At 55.9% G+C, this 19162-nt stretch carries 15 protein-coding genes and 1 pseudogene; 8 read left to right on the top strand and 8 right to left on the bottom strand.

Annotated features, from left to right (window positions below; genetic code table 11):
• A partial coding sequence (locus HMPREF1494_RS11695; RefSeq protein WP_034520164.1) for a hypothetical protein occupies positions 1-225 on the top strand: 225 nt, incomplete at its 5' end.
• A 243-nt stretch (positions 226-468) separates the two neighbouring features.
• Here the strand turns inward: HMPREF1494_RS11695 and HMPREF1494_RS04535 are convergent.
• The 3 genes from HMPREF1494_RS04535 to HMPREF1494_RS04545 all read right to left on the bottom strand — a co-directional run bounded on the left by HMPREF1494_RS04535 (position 469) and on the right by HMPREF1494_RS04545 (position 3324).
• Positions 469-1479: a LacI family DNA-binding transcriptional regulator gene (locus tag HMPREF1494_RS04535; protein ID WP_034520166.1), complete on the bottom strand. Its 1011-nt coding sequence runs from the start codon at positions 1477-1479 to the stop codon at positions 469-471.
• A gap of 157 nt (positions 1480-1636) precedes the next feature.
• On the bottom strand, positions 1637-2473 hold the full coding sequence (locus HMPREF1494_RS04540) for a carbohydrate ABC transporter permease (protein WP_003835910.1): 837 nt from the start codon (positions 2471-2473) through the stop codon (positions 1637-1639).
• Entirely contained in the window at positions 2470-3324 is an 855-nt protein-coding gene (locus HMPREF1494_RS04545) for a carbohydrate ABC transporter permease (protein ID WP_034520173.1), read from the bottom strand. Before HMPREF1494_RS04545 ends, HMPREF1494_RS04540 begins: the two co-directional genes overlap by 4 nt.
• 318 nt (positions 3325-3642) lie before the next feature.
• On the opposite strand from HMPREF1494_RS04545, the gene HMPREF1494_RS04550 reads away from it, so the two are divergent.
• Complete coding sequence (locus HMPREF1494_RS04550) at positions 3643-4662, top strand: LacI family DNA-binding transcriptional regulator (RefSeq protein WP_034520177.1); 1020 nt, start codon at positions 3643-3645, stop codon at positions 4660-4662.
• An 87-nt stretch (positions 4663-4749) separates the two neighbouring features.
• On the opposite strand, the gene HMPREF1494_RS04555 is transcribed toward HMPREF1494_RS04550, so the two are convergent.
• The 5 genes and pseudogenes from HMPREF1494_RS04555 to HMPREF1494_RS04575 all read right to left on the bottom strand — a co-directional run bounded on the left by HMPREF1494_RS04555 (position 4750) and on the right by HMPREF1494_RS04575 (position 11408).
• A complete protein-coding gene (locus tag HMPREF1494_RS04555) occupies positions 4750-6078 on the bottom strand; it encodes an ABC transporter substrate-binding protein (RefSeq protein ID WP_034520180.1) in 1329 nt (442 codons plus the stop codon).
• Positions 6079-6395: 317 nt separating this feature from the next.
• Positions 6396-7490 carry a glycoside hydrolase family 172 protein gene (locus tag HMPREF1494_RS04560; RefSeq protein WP_034520182.1) on the bottom strand — a complete coding sequence of 365 codons (1095 nt, stop codon included), beginning with the start codon at positions 7488-7490 and terminating at the stop codon, positions 6396-6398.
• A gap of 206 nt (positions 7491-7696) precedes the next feature.
• Entirely contained in the window at positions 7697-9046 is a 1350-nt protein-coding gene (locus HMPREF1494_RS04565) for an ABC transporter substrate-binding protein (RefSeq protein WP_034520185.1), read from the bottom strand.
• Between the two features lie 334 nt (positions 9047-9380).
• Positions 9381-9623, bottom strand: a pseudogene (locus tag HMPREF1494_RS04570) (4-alpha-glucanotransferase); the annotation flags it as partial.
• A gap of 174 nt (positions 9624-9797) precedes the next feature.
• Positions 9798-11408: an alpha-amylase family glycosyl hydrolase gene (locus tag HMPREF1494_RS04575; RefSeq protein ID WP_034520191.1), complete on the bottom strand. Its 1611-nt coding sequence runs from the start codon at positions 11406-11408 to the stop codon at positions 9798-9800.
• A 233-nt stretch (positions 11409-11641) separates the two neighbouring features.
• On the opposite strand from HMPREF1494_RS04575, the gene HMPREF1494_RS04580 reads away from it, so the two are divergent.
• From HMPREF1494_RS04580 to HMPREF1494_RS04605, 6 genes are all read left to right on the top strand, one after another.
• Entirely contained in the window at positions 11642-12880 is a 1239-nt protein-coding gene (locus HMPREF1494_RS04580) for an extracellular solute-binding protein (protein ID WP_034520200.1), read from the top strand.
• Positions 12881-13202: 322 nt separating this feature from the next.
• Positions 13203-14576, top strand: coding sequence for a carbohydrate ABC transporter permease (locus tag HMPREF1494_RS04585; RefSeq protein ID WP_081724109.1), 1374 nt, complete (start codon positions 13203-13205; stop codon positions 14574-14576).
• Positions 14573-15472, top strand: a complete 900-nt coding sequence (locus HMPREF1494_RS04590) for a sugar ABC transporter permease (protein ID WP_034520204.1) — start codon at positions 14573-14575, stop codon at positions 15470-15472. Before HMPREF1494_RS04585 ends, HMPREF1494_RS04590 begins: the two co-directional genes overlap by 4 nt.
• 4 nt (positions 15473-15476) lie before the next feature.
• Complete coding sequence (locus HMPREF1494_RS04595; RefSeq protein ID WP_034520206.1) at positions 15477-17525, top strand: alpha-amylase family glycosyl hydrolase; 2049 nt, start codon at positions 15477-15479, stop codon at positions 17523-17525.
• A 1-nt stretch (position 17526) separates the two neighbouring features.
• The gene (locus HMPREF1494_RS04600; protein ID WP_034520209.1) at positions 17527-18345 is read left to right on the top strand and encodes an HAD family hydrolase; all 819 of its coding nucleotides are present in this window, start codon (positions 17527-17529) and stop codon (positions 18343-18345) included.
• 5 nt (positions 18346-18350) lie between these two features.
• Positions 18351-19151, top strand: coding sequence for a TraX family protein (locus HMPREF1494_RS04605; RefSeq protein ID WP_034520212.1), 801 nt, complete (start codon positions 18351-18353; stop codon positions 19149-19151).
• The last annotated feature ends 11 nt before the right edge of the window (positions 19152-19162 follow it).

The following is a 19162-nucleotide window of genomic DNA, read 5'->3' on the forward strand; positions in this document are numbered from 1 at the left end:
CTTGGCGGTTTATCCGCCAAGCCCCGTTTGCCGCATTACGATATAGGACTAGTCAGGTTGAGCTTCATCGGTACCGCGAAGATTTGCCATGCTGAACCTCACCGTAATGCGTATGTGTTCATCTGGCTTGGTGCAGGGCCTCTAACCACTACACTCAAACCTTTCTTTGCTGAGGGGGCGCATACCATAGGCAGGCTGAAGGGCCGGAGTGCCGATGATGAGTAGGTCATCCTGCAGGGTCTTGGTGAATTGCTGGTCGGATTCCAGTCGTGATGCCATGACTATCTGCGTGTCGTGGTTTTCGAAAATGCCATCTTCCTGCCATTCCGGACAGAATTAGAGATTCGATGATGATGCCGATGCGCCAAGGTCACCCTGAATGGTGATTTTCGGATTCATAGACGGTTGGGCAGTCAGTTACAGCATATGTGCCATAGAGAACCCTTTGGCGAGGTAGTAGTGGCTTGGTCAGTCGATGAATGCGGTGGTTTCACGCATCATGAGTTGTGCCTGTAGTGTTTCATGCAGCGGTTTCGGTGTTTTTCCGGACATGACACTCAGCATCTTACGTGCGGCGTTTTCGCCCATGTTGAACGGATCCTGATGCAACGTGGTCAGGCCGATCTTTGCGGCAAGTGGTACGTCGTCGAATCCGATGATCGAGAGCTCTTGAGGGACGGCGTGCCCGTACTGGCACAACTTATAGATGACAGGCAATGCCAGCTCGTCACTTTCGCAATACAGTGCGGTGGGGGCGGGGCCCATGGTCAGCAATGAATTGAGAATAGTGTTGGTGGCGTCTTCATAGTTGCGGATTGCGATGCGTTCCACCGTCATCTTTCGCTCTTCGGCAGTTTCCATCAGCCCATGCAGACGTGCTTCGGCGCTGAAGACCATGTTCTGGTTATTGTCGTTTGATGTCTCGTACGCATAAGCGATACGTCGGTGGCCCATGGAGAACAAGTGCTCCACAGCAACATGCATGGCCTGACGGTCGTCGATACTCACCGTGGCATTGAATCCGTTGATTGATGGAATGTTGATGCCGACGATCGGTACCTTCATGTTCGAAAGTTTTTCGACCTCTTCGGGCACGATGTTGAAGGAGTTTACGATGACCGCGTCGACGTTGCGGCGTACCGGTAACGTTGCGAAGAACTCATGGCGGTCGTGCGCGTCGGCCATCTCGAAGATGGAAATGTCATATCCGGCCGGGTGCAGCACGGAATCCAATCCGGCATAGGTATTGGAATTGAACCAAGTCGAAATCGGATCGCTCATCAACAGCGCGACGCGGAACGATTGACCGGTTTTCAGTGCGGCCGCTGAGCGGGAGATGCGGTAGTCAAGTTTTTCCGCGGCTGCCATCACTTTGCTGCGAGTCTCCGGCAGCACCAGATTCGGTTTGGCGAATGTGCGAGAGACGGTCGAAATCGATACTCCCGCTTCGGCGGCCACGGCTTGGATGCTCGCTTTCATAGAGAATCCTCCACTGACGAACGACATTGCTGTCATGACAACTGCTAGAGACACGTTAACATAAGTGTTTGCAACGGTTGACGTGCGTGTTCTGCGGATATGAAGAAAAGGGGTGCCGACGAAAATTCCGACAGCACCCCTCATGCGATGGAGTTAATCAGCCTTTGACGGCGCCGGCCATCACGCCCTTGATGATGTACTTCTGGCAGCACAGGTAGAATATGATGATCGGCACAATCGCCACCACCAAGCAGGCCATCATGGCGCCCATGTCCACTGATCCGTAACCACCTTTGAGGTACTGAATCGCAATCGACATCGTCTTGAAACGGCGCATGTCCAACGTCAGGTACGGCAGCAGGAAGTCATTCCAGATCCACATCGTCTGCAGGATCGCCACTGAAATCAGGCTCGGGCGCATGATAGGCAGTACGATTTGGAAGAAGATTCTCGGTACCGACGCGCCGTCGATCATCGCAGACTCCTCGAGTTCGGACGGGATGCCCTTGACCACGCCAGTGAAGATGAACACGGCTAAGCCCGCGCCGAAGCCTAGATACACAATCCACAGGCCCCATGGGGTGTTCAGGCCCATCATGTCGGCGAGCTTGGAAAGCGTGAACATGACCATCTGGAACGGAACAATCATGTTAAACAGGAACAGTGTGTACAGCAGGCGCGCAGCCCAGTTGTTCGTACGTACGATCCACCAAGCGCACATCGACGTGCACACGATGATCAGCAGGACCGCGCCGACCGTGACGACTACGGTCCAGCCAAAACTGCTGATTAGGTTCGTGCGCTCGATGCCTCTGATGTAGTTCTCCAGTCCCACGAAGGCCTTGCCGGTGGGCAGGGAGAATGCGTTGCGCGAGATGTAAGCCTTCTGCTTGAAGCTATTGATCAGCACCAGCACGATTGGATAGACCCATGCCAGTGAGACGATGGAAAGGAAAACCGTCCAGAATACAGGATGCTTGACCTTGTCGCTCATGCTTGGACCTCCTTGCTGGTGGTGAGCTTGTTCTGGATGAGGGCAATCACGGCCACGATGATGAAGAACACCACGGCCTTGGCCTGGCCCACGCCCTCGAAGCCGGCGCGTCCGTAGAACGTGCGGTAGATGTTCAGAGCCAAGAGCTCGGAGCTATTCGACGGGGCGCCATTGGTCAGGGCGAGGTTCTGGTCGAACATCTTGAAGCCGTTGGTCACCGTCAAGAATGTGCACACTGTGATTGACGGCATCATCAATGGAATCGTCACGTTGAACAGCGTCTGGCGGGAGTTCGCGCCGTCAACTGCGGCAGCCTCGATCACATCGCCGGGCAGGCCCTGCAGACCCGCGATGTAGATGATCATCATGTAACCGATTTGCTGCCAGCAGGTCAGCAGAACCATGCCCCAGAAGCCGTACACGCCCGAGAATGTGATCGAACGACCCCAGTGCGCCAGTACGCCGTTGAGCAGCAGTAGCCAGATATAGCCCAAGATGATGCCGCCGATTAGGTTCGGCATGAAGAACACCGAACGGAACAGCGTGGAGCCCTTGATGGCCTTGGTCAGCATGTACGCAATGGCGAACGCGACTACGTTGATCACCACGGTTGTCACAATCGTGAACAGGACCGTGTACACCAGCGCGTGCAGGAACTCCGGATCCGTGATTGTGTTTTGGTAGTTCGACACGCCCACGAACGTGGCGTCAGTGACCGTGCTGAACTTGCAGAACGACAGGTACACGCCCATGGCGAACGGCACCAGGAAACCAATGACGAAAGCCGCGAACGTGGGTAGCGCAAACAGCGCCCACCACCTGCGAATTGCCTTGCCGGACATCGTAATCATTTCATGCCCACTTTCTCCTCCTTGAGTACACCCGGGGAACACCCCTCGAGTGATTCAACGACACTCAGTTCGACCGTGACCGCAACGTCGGGTTCGAACCGGTTCGAGAATACCCTACTTCACAGATAAATAAAAGTCAAACGTTGTCATGATTTTCATGCAACGTCAATTCATTTATCAAATGTGAACAGTTATCAGTATACGGATACCCTTGGAAATAAGCAAGAAATACGTATTGTCGTGTCGTTGCAAACGTTTGGATATTTTTTGCAAAACACGTTGTGTCTTGTAGTATCTACTGCCATAAAGGAGTTGTGCATGTCAGTCAATATTCAAGACGTTGCCAAAGCGGCAAAAGTGTCGGTTTCCACGGTGTCCAGATCATTCACCCGACCTGAGCTCGTATCTGAGGCGACACGGTCCAGGGTGTTGCGCATCGCCGACGAGATGAGTTTCTCCATCTCCCGTTCGGCCACTGCGCTCAAGTCCGGCAAAGCATTGCGTGTCGCCTTGCTGATGAGCGACCATATCCGACTATGGTTCAGCGCTTCCGTCATCGAAGGGTTGAACCAGGTTTTGCACGCAGACGGCTATGATTTATCGATCTTCCAGATTTCCAGCATCGAGGAACGCCGTGAGTTCTTTGATATGCTGTCGGTTCGCCGCAATGCCGACGCGGTGATCGTTGCTTCCATCGATGTCGATGCGCAGGAAAGCGCACAGTTGGCCAGCACCGGCGTACCAATTATCGGCATCAACTGTGTGAATCCAAGAGAATACGGTTTCACTGCGGCCGTGGGGATAGACGATGATCAAGGTTCGCGTCTGGTTGCGCGCCATCTTATCGGGCTGGGGCATCGCAACATTGTCTACGTACGTACGTCGCGTGAGGTTTCCTTGCACTTCAGTGTGCAGCAACGTTATGACTCCTTCGTCAAGGCCTGTCTGGAACAGGGTGTCACGCCAACTACGTTGGTTGCGCAGGAAAGTGAGGACCGCATTAGCACGATTGTCTCCGAGTTGCTGAGCTTGCCGCAAATGCCAACCGCCATCGCCTGTCAGGAGGACGGCATCGCGATTCCACTGATTTATCAGCTTGTGCGTTGTGGCTACCGTATTCCGTCTGATATTTCCGTCATCGGCTATGACGACAGCTTCTATGCGCACGATATCGGCTTGACCACGATTCGCCAGGATCCGATTGGCATGGCACGCGAGGCGGCTTGTAAGACTCTTGACCTGATCAATCGCAAGACCACGGGTATGCCGTTTCAGACGTTCCCGGCGCAACTGATTGTTCGCTCCAGCACTTCGCGAGTGTCCTTGGATAAGGGCTAATCGCTTACCGATACATAGAAAACCGCTCCGGTTGGTTCCGGAGCGGTTTCCTATAAGGAGAAAATCAGACAGTGAAGTCAATTGCGGTCACTTGTGGGCGTTGGCATATTCCTTGGCCCAGCCATCCACGAACGCGGACTTGACGCCATCCCAATTGCCGGTGCCTTGGGCATACTCGAGCAAAGCGGAGCCGAGGTCGTTCTTCCATTGTTCGGACGGCATCATGGTGAAGTTCCAAGACACTGCGGTGGTACCGGACTTTTGGTCGTCCATGGCGGCAGTGACCAGCGGGTTGTCGGATTTGACGCTGGAGAAGGTCTTGAACGGGGTGGTGAAGCCCATCTTCTGAGACAGCGCTTCTTTGCCCTTATCGGAGGTGATGACCCACTTCAGGAAGTCGGCGGTCGCTTTCTGATCGGCCTTGGATGCTTTCGAATTAATGCACCAGTAATTCTCGGAGCCGGTTGCCAGACCTTGGTTCTCCTCGCCCTTGGCGCCGATGTAGATTGGCATCATACCAACGGAATCGGCCTCCATGCCGGCTTTCTGCAAATCGGACCATGCCCAAGTGCCGTTTTGATAGAAAGCGGCCTCGCCGAGTGCGAATTCGGAATTGGCGTCGTCGCCAGTCTTGGAGCTTAGTTGGGACGGCTCGGTGGTGGAATCGGTGATGTACAGGTCAAAGATGTTCTTGTACTCCGGCAGATAGGTTCCCTTGATAGTGGCCGGCTGTTCAGTGATGTTGTCATCTTTGAACTCATAGTAAAGAGGCAGGTTGGCTAGATGGGTCTTGAAACGCCAATCGGAGCTGGAGTCGAAACCAGCAGAGGTGAAGGCGCCCTTAATGCCGAGTTCATCCTTCTTGGACTGCATGTCGTCAGCAACGGCCTTCAGCTTACTAAAGGAGTTGATGTCTTTGATGGACTTGGCCTTGGCGCCGGAAGTGCTGAAGTATTTGTTAAGGATGTCTTTGTTGTAGATTAGGCCATAAGTCTCCATGACGTACGGTACGCCAACGACCTTGTCGCCATCCTTGAGGGCAACATCTTGGTTCTGCAGTTGCTTGTATACCTCTGTGCCGGACATGTCAGCAGTGTAGTTCTTCCAGTTGGCGTAACCGACCGGACCGTTGACTTGGAACAGGGTCGGTGCCTCGGACTTAGCCATCTCGCTCTTGAGCTGCTGCTCATAGGTATTGGAGGCCGCGGTCTGAACGTTGACCTCGACACCGGTTTCCTTAGTGTACTCCGCAGCCAAATCGGTCCACTCGTCGGCGGCTTCTGGTTTGAAATTGAGGTAGTATACCTTGCCCTTGCTTGAATCAGAGCTCGATGAGCTGCCACAAGCGGCAAATGTTGTGACAGACATGGCGGTGACCGCAATGAGGGCTAGTGCGGACTTCAATTTACGATTCATCTTCGAACCTTTCTTTTCTGCATCGGGTCCAACGTCCCCGTTGGATATGTGCACTGAGATAGTGCTGCTTTCTGCCGATGCCCCTATTATGCATCACTTTCATCTTTTTTGCAAACGATGGCAGTATTTTGTTGATTTATCACGTTGCAATACCGGGCAATCCGCTATTTGCCGCCATTTTTAGGCATAAAATTAGGCGACACACTATGCAAGCGTTTGCTAAAAAAAGTTGTACATCAAACGATTGACTGTAGCAAAAAGCCGCATCCCTTGTCTCTCAGGGGATGCGGCTTGAGGTGAGCTACTTATGGATGACGTCAGCGCGGCCAACGTTCCTCGGCGCTAGGTAGTTGCGGAAATGGAGCGTGTGGCCCCTTCTGGTACCAGTAGGCAACTGATGCCACATCATCCTGACGTTCGAAGAATCCGCGGTGACCAACACCGATTTGCTGAACGGTCACCTTCAGGTTGGAACGGAAACGAATCGGATCGGGGATGTGCCAACGGTAGAAGCCACGCATCGGGGGGCAATCATCATTGTGATAATCGTTGTGAATCAGCTCGTCGTGTGAAGAGTAATACGGGTATCCGAGATACGGTGTGCAGTAGTTTTGCTCCACGGTCTTGCCATTGACCTGCTTGGCGAAGCTCCAAGAGCCTCCGAAATAGTCCTCGGTGCCGGTGCCGTAGATCGTGGGGTACTCTTCATCGTCATCGATGTAGAATTTGAATTCGCCTTCACCCCACCAGTAGCGCTCAAGCGTGGTCAGTGCCAGGTAGGTGTCTACATAATGCCCTTCACCTTTCACGCCATCAAGCACCACATAGTCTCTCCCCTTTTCAGTAAGGCGCTGGCGCCGCCATTGTGCGTGGAAATAGGCAATGTCATCGTCGAACGGCTCGTCATTCACGGTGTAGTCAATCTGGTAGAAAAATGCGCTGATGGCGTTCTTGTGTTGGTTTTCGAGCGTGATGCGTGCGCGTGCGCCGAACGGCATCGAAAAGTACATGTTGAAACCGCGGTTCGGCACTACGGCGACAGGCATGGAATTTACTAGGCACGCACGGCCGAATCCGCAGCAAAAGAAGTCACCAAGCGGACACTCCACACTTGGTTCCTCCTCGTCATCCCAATAGAAGCGCAGCACAAGGTCCCGCAATACAAAACAATCGGCATCGGTGGTCTTCTCGTCAACGGTTATCCAGATGTGTCGAATGCAGCCGGGGCCGGTGATATCAGCAAGAGTCGCCGTTGCGCCGACGGGTATGTTACGTAGGCAAGGGCTGCCTTTGCGACTTGGGCCAAGCTCACTGGCCGCTATGCCGCCTTTGCCCGGTTCGCCGGTCGGGTTTTCCGCGTTGACTGCGCGGCTTGATTCGTGCCGTATCTTGGTCAAGGATTCCAGTGTCATGTTCGTTCCTTTCATGGCGTATGCTACGTCTGTTTGCGCGATACATTCATATCTGTGCGTATCAGCTTCGGTCACAGACGTTGTTTGTTTTTTTGAATATGAGAAAGTCTCCATCGACGAGCGAGAAAGCCGATGGAGACTGTGGTCATGCCGTTATGGACCAGGTGAAAATGGCGCTATGCGATTCACCGCGACCCATAGGCGAATCACTTGTGGGTCGGCGGAAGCATGCCGAAGTTGTTTTCATAATCATTCCAGGCGCTGGTCCAATCGTCCAGATATGCCTTCTTCACGCCATTCCAGTCACCGGTGCCCTGAGCGTACTCGAGCAGTGCATTGGCCACGCCGTCAGCCCATGCCTGTCCCGGAATATAGGCGCCATGAATCGGAGTGAGGCCATCGGACTCAAGCTTGAGCGCGGACTTGGTCAGCGGGTTGTCAGGCTGGAAATCCTCGGAGTCAAAGGTGGTGAACGGAACGGCGAAGCCCATATCCTTGGAGAGAATCTTCTTGGCATCCTCGTCGGAGACCATCCACTTGATGAAATCCTCAGTGGCCTTCTTGTCCTTGTCGGAAGCATTCTTGTTCACAGACCAGGAGATGTCATAGATGGAGTTCGCGGCGTACTTGCTTTCGTTCGGGAAACCCATGTAGTACGGCAGCATGGCCAAGTCTTCATCGGCAACTTCGTTGCCTTTGATCTGGCTATAGGCCCATACACCATTCGGGTAGAAAGCGACCTTGCCGGCGGAGAACTCGGCAGTGGAGTCCTCATAATTCACCGAGCCAAGCATAGTGTTTTCGGTCGGGTTGTCCTTCATCTCGAGATCCCACAGATTCTTGTAGTTATCGAGATAGGTGCCCTTGAGTTCCTTCTCGAAGTCCACGCCCTCGTCAATGTACTCGTAGGCGACTGGCACCTGAGTCATATGCGAAGCATATCGGTAGTAGTTGGATGAGTCCAGACCCGGCGTGGAGAACGCGCCGTCGATGCCCAGATCATCCTTATGCTGTTGCATGCTGTCGGCGACCTTCTTCAAAGTGTTGTAGTCCTTGATGTCGTCGAAGGACTTGATGACGGCGTAGTCCTTTTTGGCATACTCGTTGATGAGCTTCTTGTTGACGATGATACCGAACCATTCGGCGGCATATGGCAGGCCGTACACGTTGTCGCCGTCCTTGTGGGCCATCTGCTTGCCCTGATCGTTGAGAAGCTTGTAAGCCTCAGTATCCTGCAAAGGTTCGAGGTAGTCCTTATATTTGGCATACTGATCGAAGCCGCCGATACCGAACATGGTCGGGGCGTTGTTCTTAGCGAGTTCGGACGACAGAGTGGACTCGTAGCTGCCGGAGGTGGCGCTCTGAATATCCACTTTCACGCCGGTTTGCTTGGTGTACATTTCGGCGAGTTCGTTCCACTGATCGACAACTTCCGGCTTGTTGTTCAGGAAATAGACATGTCCTTTGTCGTCCGCGGTGTTGGAACCGCAGGCGCCGACGCCCATCAACATGGCCAACGCGCCGACAGCGGCGATGCCTTTCGTGAGATTCTTCATGGGGTTTCCTTTCCTCCTTGCGACTTTCCTTCGTCGGAAATCACTTGTCAAGGTCATATGCGGGCCCTCTCTTGCCTGATGCAATCTGACCGTGGCCTGATTCTTGCAGACGGTCATCGTCTGTGTCGAACCGGTCCGAGATTGATTGTATCGAACTGGTTCGCTACTGTCAAAGTCGGGGGGTTTATGCGTGTTGGCGTATTTTTTGTTGCCGTATTGCGACATGTGTCGAGACTTTGCCGATACAAGTAGACGTTACTTTTTGGGAGCAATAGTGGCTTCGGGCATGCCCAATAGTAGATGGCCATTATCCTCTGCGCGGCAGTCACCTGTTCGGCGGTATGAGCGTATCGGCAATGCGCTGCCTGGCCTCGGCGTATGAATCGGTGATGGCTTGCTCGGTGGATGCGTCCACACCCAGTGCGGCCAGCACGGAAACAAGCACTTCGTCGCGGATCTCAACATAGGTGCCGAGCTGGTCGATATACGAGGTGGAGATGCCGTTGATTTTGGCCAGCTGGATAAGCGGGCGCGCGATACGCTCGGCGCTTTCGGTGTGCTGCGTTGATGCTGTCATGCTGATTCAGTCTCCCTTTCGTATGCGTCCGCCTACATGCTGTGCAACGACTGTCTATGGTGAGTGCCGGCAGGCTGCGATGCCGCCGGCAGGCGTTATGACGATGACTGTGCTATGGCTGGCATATTGATTTGTCGCGGTTATTATGACGAACGTTTGCAATATGAAGCATACTTAGTCTCGTAGGATTGCGAAGCTTTGCAGACCCATGTTCAGAGAGTCGCCGGAGACATCGGTATCGCCGATATGGAAGATTTTGGTAAAATCGCCTTCCGGCAACTGCAAACGTTCGCTGTGCCGGCTTGGATTGACGGCGATAATCACCCTTTGCGGCCCCGACGACCGTGCGAATGCGAACAATCGCCCACGACTCAATGCCGTGAACGTCCCTCTTGCATGAAGTGCCTCGGTTCCGTTTCTGAGATGGAGCATGTCGTGCACGATGCGCCATAGCGAATCATCTCGTGTTCGCGATTCGGTAACGGTCGGCGCGTCGGCGGATGGGTCGACCGGCAGGTAGGCGGAGGTCTTGTCATCCGTGTGCGCGATAGCTCCGGCCTTCAACCCAGCCAAACTTGCTACGCTCCACTGCATCGGCGTGCGTGAGCCAGTGCGTACGTAACCCCCTTCAAGAGTGGGCAGGGGCAGATATCGCATACCGATTTCGTCGCCGTAATACAGGAACGGCGTGCCTGGCATGGCGAACAGCGTGCAGTAGGCCAGGGCGATCTCGCGTTCGCTCAATCGCGGTGCGATGCGTGCGGTGTCATGGTTGCAGGTGATGAAATTGAACGTGCCTCCCAACCGTTCCGCATCGCGCAGCTGCGGCTCATATTGCTCCAGAAACGAGGCGATCGGCGTCCCGGAATCCGCGTTGAAATAGCTCAGGTCGCCATTGCGGCTTAATGGGTCGTCAACGTTGCGCAACAACATGTTGTACCCGTTCGGAATGCCGTCCCAGCGCCAGTCCAAATAGAAATCCATGTCGAATCCCGCTTCAAGGCTTTCACGTGGACGTCCCCATTCCGATACGAACGCAGCTTCGGGAAATTCCGGGCGAATCTTCGAGAACATGTACTGCCAGGTGCGGATCGTATAGGGCTTGCCGTCATCGTCATGCTTGACGAGACTGTCGGCCATGTCCACGCGGAAGCCATCGGCGCCGCGAGACAGCCAGAAACGCATGATGTCGACCATCGCGTCGGCGGTGGCGAGTGCGTCCGGTCCCAGGGCGGGCTGCTGCCAAGCGTGTTTTGGATGGGCGAACCCGTAGTTGAGTGCTGGCTGGCATTTGAAGAAATTCAGGATGTAGGTGCCGTTGCGCGGTGATTCGCCGCCGATGAACGGCAGTCCGTCGCCGCCTGCGATCCACGAATCCGTCCAGATGTATCGATCGGAATACTCATTGTGATCGGTTTCGGCGCTACGGCGGAACCATGCGTGCTCTTCGCTGGTGTGACCGGGGACCAGGTCGAGCAGGATGTGCATGCCGCGTTCGTGTGCCTCGTGAAACAGTGCGATCAGATCGGCGTTCGTACCGTATCGGGGGGCTACGAGTCGGTAGTCGCGCACATCATAACCGGCATCTTTGAAAGGGGAATCGAAGCAGGGATTCAGCCAAATCGCATTGCATCCAAGGTCCTGAATGTAATCCAGACAGGCGGTGATTCCGGCGATGTCGCCGATGCCATCGCCGTTCGCGTCGGCAAAGGATTGAGGATAGATCTCATAGAACACGGCGGTATCGAGCCATGCCGGCCTGGAGTGCGTCGGGCGGGAATCCATGGTGTCTCCTTGGAAAGATGCGGCTTGCCTGATGGCGATGAAAATATCCTACCGCAAATTGCAAACGTTGGCAGAAATGTGCTATAGTGACAATCACTGATGCACTCCCGGTGGCTCCAAGGACGGACAGCAATTATCCGTGAAACGATGATGTGAACGTATGCAGAGCTTGAGCGAACGCTTGATACTGGCTGTGTTGAGGGAACACAGGTTATGTGAGGAAAGGAAGATCAATGAAGATCGATTGGAAGAAGGCAATCGGACTGACGGCTGCTGTCTCCATGCTGGTACCGCTTGCGGCGTGCGGCTCTGGAAGCAACGGCTCTTCGGGCTCTTCGGGCACCGAAGCCATCACGCTGAGCGTGTGGGCTCCGCAGGAAGATCAGGCCAAGGACTCCAATTGGCTGGGTAAGGTCGAAGAGAACTTCGCCAAGGCTCACCCAGAATACAAGATTACGTGGAAGAACGATGTTGTCTCTGAGGGCGACGCTTCCAAGAACGTCGCCACGGATCCGGCTTCCGCCGCGGATGTCTACATGTTCGCTTCCGATCAGTTGGGCACCTTCATCGAACAGGGTGGCATCGGACAGCTGGGCACCGACGCCGAGAAGCAGGTCAAGGAACAGAACGGCGATCTGGAAATCAACTCCGTCACCGGCACCGACGGCAAGCTCTACGGCGTGCCGTACACCGACAACACCTGGTTCATGTACTACAACAAGTCCAAGATCACCGCGGACGAGGCCAAGGACTTCGACGCCATGCTCGCCAAGGCCAAGGTCACCTTCCCGATGTCCAATTCCTGGTACATCAACGGCTTCTTCGATGGCCTGACCCTGTTCGGAAAGTCCGGCAACGACGAGAAGGCCGGCATGGTCTTCCCGAAGGATGGCGCCGACATCACTTCCTACCTGGTCGACGTGGTTGCCAACCCGAACTTCAGCAACGATGATGGCGCCTCCGGTCTGGCCGCCATCAAGGACGGCTCCGCCGACGTGCTCTTCTCCGGCACCTGGTCCGCCAAGGACGTCAAGGAAGCCCTGGGCGACAACTACGCCGCCACCCAGCTGCCGACCTTCACCGTGAACGGCCAGAAGAAGCAGATGAAGTCCTTCGCGGCCACCAAGGCCGCCGCCTACAATCCGAACGCCAAGAACACCAAGGCCGCCGCTCAGTTCGCAGCCTACCTTGGCTCCACCGAATCCCAGAAGCTGCATTACGAGATGCGTTCCATCCCGCCGACCGACAAGTCCTTGGCCGATCTCACCAAGGATGACATCGCGGCTCAGGCTCAGACCGATACCATGGCCAACACCGCAATCCTGCAGTCCGGTCTGGCCGGCATGAACGACTGGTGGACTCCGGCCGAGACCTTCGGCAAGGCTCTGGTCAACAAGGAAATCACCAAGGACAACGCCGCTTCCAAGTACCAGGATTGGGTCACCCAGGCCAAGGGCACCATCGCCGAGTGAATCGGTGATGGAAGACAACAATAACTGAATATTGCGGTGGCCGGCGATGCATTCGCCGACCACCGACCACACTGGACGCATTGCGAGTCATGATGCCTCCTATGATTTCGGCACCATGACTCACTCCTCCTTTACGCTTTGCATTCCCGGGCAAGGTTTTCAATTCTCCTTCCCCTTGTCCGGAAAGCAAGGCCTTTTTATGTAAGCGCGAATCTTTCACGCAATGAAGCACGGCAGGGCGGATCCGCTTCCATGCGTGAAATGGTTCGTTCCCAATAGAGAGGCGGTCGAAATGACAGCAATAACTCTTTCCCCCCGGGAGATGAAGCGCCGCCGGAAGCAAGGCGCTGATTACGTTCCCCCATCGCCATATACGGTGAAGGCGGCACTGACCAAGGGTGATGTATTCACTAGGCTTTCCGCAATCGTGTTCGGTCTGGGCAACATCGTTCGCAAGCAGTATGTCAAGGGCATTGCCATGCTGGCTTTGGAAGTCGCATTCTTTGTGTACCTGTTCACCAGCGGCATCGGATATCTGTCCAAGATTCCGAGCCTAGGAGAAAACAAGGGTGGCAAGAAGCTCGTTGACGGCTTCTGGGAGTACGTCGAACCTGATCGTTCCGTGGTCATTCTGCTGTATGGCGTGTGCTCCATCGTGATTTGCGTCGCCTTCGTAGGGCTGTGGATCCTATCCGTGCGCGCTGCCTACAAGTCCCAGGTCCAGATGCAGGAGAACGGTAAGGCCCCGAGCTTCATGGACGATGTGCATGAATTGCTCGACGCCAAGGCGCACCTGCTGCTGATGTTCCTGCCTACGCTGGGCATTGCGGTCTTCACCGTGCTGCCGTTGATCTTCATGATTTCCATGGCATTCACCAGCTATGACCATAAGAACCTGGTTCTTTTCGATTGGGTCGGCCTGAAGAACTTCGCCACCGTATTCTCCAACAGCGGCGGCACCGTCAACGCCGGACTGTTCGTCCGAGTGCTGATCTGGACCTTGGTGTGGGCGTTCTTCGCCACGTTCCTGAACTTCTTCCTCGGCATGTTCGTGGCCATGATCATCAACCGCAAGACCACTCGCGGCAAGGGCTTCTGGCGTGCATGCTTCTCCATGTCGATCGCCGTGCCGCAATTCGTGTCCTTGCTGGTCATGCACACCATGCTCCAGCCGCAGGGCGCGGTCAATCGCATGTTGCAGGCATGGGGCTGGATTACTGATCCACTGCCGTTCTTCACGAACGCCACGTGGGCCCGCGTCACCGTCATCGTCATCAATCTGTGGGTCGGCATCCCGTACACCATCATGCAGATTACCGGCATTCTGCAGAACATTCCGGCCGACCAGTACGAGGCCGCAAAGATCGACGGCGCCAACTGGTGGCAGATCTTCACGAAGATCACCATGCCGTATATCATCTTCGTGCTCACTCCGTACCTGATCACCACCTTCACCGGCAACGTGAACAACTTCAACGTGATCTACCTGTTGTCCGCCGGCGATCCGACGCCGCTGGGCGACTCCGCCGGCAAGACCGACCTGTTGATCACCTGGCTGTACAAGCTGACCGTCGACAAGCAGGACTACAACCTGGGTGCCGTCATCGGCATCATGACCTTCGTCGTGCTGGCCGTGGTCTCGCTGATCACCTACCGCAATTCCGGCTCCTACAAGAATGAGGAGGCATTCCGATGAGCAACAAGCACTCCGTAGCCGAAGTCGAAAGCCACGGCCTTTTGCACGACCAGAAGAAGCGCCGCATCGTCGGCGACATCGCGGCCCATCTGTTCCTGGCGGTACTGGCGGTCATCTGGCTCGTTCCGATCGTGTGGGTGTTCGCGGAATCGTTCAATAAGAACACCGCACCGTATACCAGCAGCTTCTTCCCGAAGGAATGGACGCTCGAGAACTATAAGGTGCTGTTCACCGACCGTAACGTGCTGAACTTCCCGAAGATGTTCACGACCACGTTCATCATCGCATGCTTCACCTGCGTCATCTCGGTGATCTTCGTCCTGTCCGTGGCATACTGCATGAGCCGCATGCGTTTCCGCGTGCGTAAGACCTTCATGAACGTCGTGCTGATTTTGGGCATGTTCCCGAGCATCATGGCCGTCACCGCCATCTACTTCATTCTCAAGGCCATAGGCCTGGCCGATGGCAATATGACGATCGTCGCCCTGATTCTGGTCTACTCGGCCGGTACCGGCGCGGGCTTCTACGTGATGAAGGGCTATATGGACACCATTCCGACCTCGCTTGACGAGGCTGCGCTGCTTGACGGTTGCACCCGGTTCCAGGTGTTCTACAAGATCATCATCCCGATCTGCAAGCCCATGATCGTCTATCAGGCCATCATCGGCTTCTTGGGTCCGTGGCTCGACTTCGTCATGGCCAAGGTGATCTGCCGCACGCAGTCCAACTACACCGTGGCATTGGGCCTGTGGCTCATGCTGCAGAAGGAATACATCCAGAACTGGTATGCCCGCTTCGCGGCGGCTGCGGTCGTGATCTCCATTCCGATCGCCATCCTGTTCATCTTGATGCAGCGCTTCTACCAGGAATCCATGGCGGGTTCCGTGAAGGGATGATGTAATGACGCTCGTAACCAGCTACGAACAGCCGAATACGAGCGTCGCCGAACCGTTCCCGCTGTGTCTGGAACGGCAACTGGGTGCCGTGGTTTCGCCTGCCGGCACCCAGTTCGCTCTCTGGGCGCCTACGGCCGATAAGGTGACGCTGAGGCTGTTTACACACGGCTCCATGGGTGAACGCGGCGACGCGTTGATTGGGCAATACCCGATGCATCCGCAGACGGATGGTTCATGGGTCTATGATTTTGCGGACAACAAGCATGGCGTCTACTATGATTTTTTGATTCACCGTGAATGCGGATCGATTGATCGTGTCGCGGATCCGTGGGCCCGTGCGGCCGGCGTGAACGGCCGGCGCAGCATGGTGGTCGACCTGCCCCGCACCGACCCCGAGGGGTGGGATCATGACCATATGCCTGAAATACCGCTGTCGCAGACGATTGTGTGGGAGACGCACGTCGGAGACTTCAGCAACGATCCGGCGGGCGGTTTCCCGAAATCCCATCGCGGCAAGTATCTTGCCTTCACCGATGCCGACACTTCCTTGGACGGCCATCCCGATTTTCCGACGGGTATCGCCTATCTGAAACGACTCGGCGTCACGGCGGTGCAGCTGATGCCGTTGCACGACTATGGTTCCGTAGACGAAACCACCTGCAATCGCTATAACTGGGGTTATGATCCGGTTAACTACAACGTTCCGGAAGGCTCGTATGCGACCAATCCGTATGACGGGGCCGTGCGCATCCGTGAGTGCAAGCAGATGGTGCAGGCGTTGCATGACGCCGGCTTCAAAGTGATTATGGATGTGGTCTATAACCACATGTTCTCACCCGACAACTGGTTCGAGCGGTCCGTGCCGGAATACTTCCTGCGCCGCAAACCGAATGGGGCGCTTGCCAACGGTTCCAGCTGCGGTTGCGACATGGCCACCGAACGCGCGATGTTTCGCCGTTTCGTAGTGGAATCCGTGACATATTGGGCGCGCGAATACCACATCGACGGGTTCCGGTTCGATCTGATGGGGCTGATCGACGTCGACACCATGAACGCCGTGCGTGCCGCCTTGGATGAGATTCCGGAGCGTGGCAGGGACATCATCATGTACGGCGAACCGTGGGCTGCCGGAGCATCCGCGCCGTTGCCGGGTACCGTGCTGGCCGACAAGAAAGGCCTACGATTGCTGGACAAGCGTATCGGGCACTTCTGCGACACTACGCGCGACACCATCAAAGGCCATGTATTCTATTCGAACCGTCCGGGCTTCGTGAACGGCGGCGAGCATGCCACCGCGCGCAAGATTCGCCAAGCGGTGAATGCGTGGCGTACCTCGCCGCGGCCGGAGGGTGAGGCAGGGCAGATCGTGCAGTACGTTTCGGCGCATGACGATCTGACGTTGTGGGACAAGCTGTGTGCGAGCATACGCGGTGAGGCCGCGGCAGCCGTGGCTGCCTCAAATGGCTCCGACAGGGTCGAGTCATCTGCCGTTGCCAGAGCGGCCGTCACCTCCGGTATCTACGACGCGCGTCCCTTGAATGAAGAGGAGCGCGTCGCGGTACGGCGCATCATGGCGGCGAATCGTATGGCGGCCGGCATCATATTGACCTCCGCAGGTCTGCCGTTCATGCTCTCCGGCGAAGAGTTCGCACGCACCAAATATGGCAATGAGGATTCCTATGATTCCTCCCACGAACTCAACTGGCTCGACTGGAATCATGCCTACCAGATGCGTGACATGATTGACTACTATGCCCGTCTGATCGCGTTGCGCAAGGAGAACCCCGACTGGTTCGATGCGCAACGCAGAATCGTCACCACGCCGGGGGACGAGCTGGTGTTCCGTGTCAACGGGTATGCGGTTTTTGCCAATCCCGAGGATACGCCGATCGCCATCAATGTCGCGGACATCGCGGTTGCGGGGGACGGGTGGAGCAACAAGCAGTGGTGCGCCGTGCTGAGCTCCGACCAGATGGGCGTCACGATTGATGCAGGTGATGGTGACTATATCGTGGTGCCGCCGCATACGTTTGCAATCTGGCAGCTCCGCTGAAATGGTCTCCATGACGAAAGGACGGATTATGAACGATGCGGCGTTGATGCCAAGGGGGTCACGTTATCAAGTGGTGTTCTTCGATCTGTATGGAACGCTGATCGATATTCGCACCGACGAACGGTCCGAAACCGCCTGGCAGGCGTTGTATGAGAAGTTGCGGGGATTCGGCGTCGAATACGAATCGGTGGAAGCGCTGCGTGGCCGCTTTGCGCAACTCGAGGCGGGTGAGAAGCTGCGCCAAGCCAATCGCAGTACCGTGCGGGACGATTGGAGGGAATTCGATATTCTCCCGGTCTATCGTTCGCTGCTTATCGACCAAGCCGACGAGGTTGAACGGATTCTGCCGCTCCCGCAGGCGGCGGCACGGGCGGCTTGGGCGTTCCGTCAGGGCAGTACCGGCATGATCCGACTCTACCAAGGTGCGCTCGATATGATCGGGCGACTGCGGGAAGCCGGCGTGGGAGTGGTGCTGCTGAGCAATGCGCAATCTTGCTATACCCGACCTGAGTTGGAGATGACGGGGCTCGCCGATGTGCTCGACGATGTGATCATCTCCAGCGAGGAGGGCATGCGCAAGCCCGCGCGCGACTTGTACATGTCAGCGCTCGACCGCGAGCTCGTCACCGCCGAACGGTCACTCATGGTCGGCAACGACGAGACCAACGACATCATCGGCGCAGCCGCGGCCGGCATCGACGGCGCGCATTTCCGTACGGAAATATCACCGACGCATGATCCGGTCGTTTCGCGTCATGCGGTATGTTCGTTCGCAGGAGCGGACTATGACGGGTTGCTTGACTACGTGCTGAACACCTGAGGAGGATGGTCATGGAAGGATACGCCGAGCACGGCGAAGGAAACGATAGCACCGAGCAGATCGGTTTCGGCGGCTCGCGCAGGTGGCGCCGCGGGCGTGGCCTGACCACGTTCGGGCTTAAGACGATCGGCGGTTTCTTCCTGTTCCTTTCCGCGGCAAGTACCACGCTCGTGCCGTTGCTGTTCGGTTCGAACACGAACGATATGGGTTCGTTGACCGCGATGGTGCTATGCGAAGTGGTGTCGTGGTGTGCGGTGCCGATGTACGCTTGGCTGCTGGTGCGAGGGTATGAGCACACGCATAGCCGGGTGATATATGGCATGGAGCTGTTCGTGCTGGCGTTGGTCTGCGAAGTGCCGTATGACATGGCCACGTCGGGGCGTGCGTTCGACTTGGGTTCGCAGAATCCCGTGTTTGGTCTGTTCATAGCATTGGCGGTGCTTGCCTTGATGGATTGGATTGCTGAACGCTATCAGGGCGCTATGCGTTGGATTCTTTCCGTCGTGATGGTGCTGATCGGTCTGCTCTGGGACTTGCTGTTACGCGTCGGATTGCGTCAGCACCTGATGAGTCTAGGAGCGGTGACGCTTGGTTTCGTGTTGATTTTCACCCTCATGCGCAAATATGAGAACACGATGATGCTCACTGCCGGCCTGTTCGGTGCGGTGATGATGATTGCTCCGGGTTTCGGTGTGCTGTTCACTCATTTCCATAACGGCAGGCTCGGCTATAGGCATGCGTGGGACAAGTGGGTGTTCTATGCGTTATACCCGGTCTTGCTGTTGGTGTGTGCGTTGGCGGCATGATCCGTATGAAA

It is taken from the genome of Bifidobacterium sp. MSTE12 (genome assembly GCF_000513015.1).
Lineage (GTDB): Bacteria > Actinomycetota > Actinomycetes > Actinomycetales > Bifidobacteriaceae > Bifidobacterium > Bifidobacterium dentium.

Excerpts from the sequence above, each read along its gene's own strand:
- HMPREF1494_RS04535 (WP_034520166.1), bottom strand. The coding sequence starts at position 1,479 with ATGAAAGCGAGCATCCAAGCCGTGGCCGCCGAAGCGGGAGTATCGATT.
- HMPREF1494_RS04540 (WP_003835910.1), bottom strand. The coding sequence starts at position 2,473 with ATGAGCGACAAGGTCAAGCATCCTGTATTCTGGACGGTTTTCCTTTCC.
- HMPREF1494_RS04545 (WP_034520173.1), bottom strand. The coding sequence starts at position 3,324 with ATGATTACGATGTCCGGCAAGGCAATTCGCAGGTGGTGGGCGCTGTTT.
- HMPREF1494_RS04550 (WP_034520177.1), top strand. The coding sequence starts at position 3,643 with ATGTCAGTCAATATTCAAGACGTTGCCAAAGCGGCAAAAGTGTCGGTT.
- HMPREF1494_RS04555 (WP_034520180.1), bottom strand. The coding sequence starts at position 6,078 with ATGAATCGTAAATTGAAGTCCGCACTAGCCCTCATTGCGGTCACCGCC.
- HMPREF1494_RS04560 (WP_034520182.1), bottom strand. The coding sequence starts at position 7,490 with ATGACACTGGAATCCTTGACCAAGATACGGCACGAATCAAGCCGCGCA.
- HMPREF1494_RS04565 (WP_034520185.1), bottom strand. The coding sequence starts at position 9,046 with ATGAAGAATCTCACGAAAGGCATCGCCGCTGTCGGCGCGTTGGCCATG.
- HMPREF1494_RS04575 (WP_034520191.1), bottom strand. The coding sequence starts at position 11,408 with ATGGATTCCCGCCCGACGCACTCCAGGCCGGCATGGCTCGATACCGCC.
- HMPREF1494_RS04580 (WP_034520200.1), top strand. The coding sequence starts at position 11,642 with ATGAAGATCGATTGGAAGAAGGCAATCGGACTGACGGCTGCTGTCTCC.
- HMPREF1494_RS04585 (WP_081724109.1), top strand. The coding sequence starts at position 13,203 with ATGAAGCGCCGCCGGAAGCAAGGCGCTGATTACGTTCCCCCATCGCCA.
- HMPREF1494_RS04590 (WP_034520204.1), top strand. The coding sequence starts at position 14,573 with ATGAGCAACAAGCACTCCGTAGCCGAAGTCGAAAGCCACGGCCTTTTG.
- HMPREF1494_RS04595 (WP_034520206.1), top strand. The coding sequence starts at position 15,477 with ATGACGCTCGTAACCAGCTACGAACAGCCGAATACGAGCGTCGCCGAA.
- HMPREF1494_RS04600 (WP_034520209.1), top strand. The coding sequence starts at position 17,527 with ATGGTCTCCATGACGAAAGGACGGATTATGAACGATGCGGCGTTGATG.
- HMPREF1494_RS04605 (WP_034520212.1), top strand. The coding sequence starts at position 18,351 with ATGGTCATGGAAGGATACGCCGAGCACGGCGAAGGAAACGATAGCACC.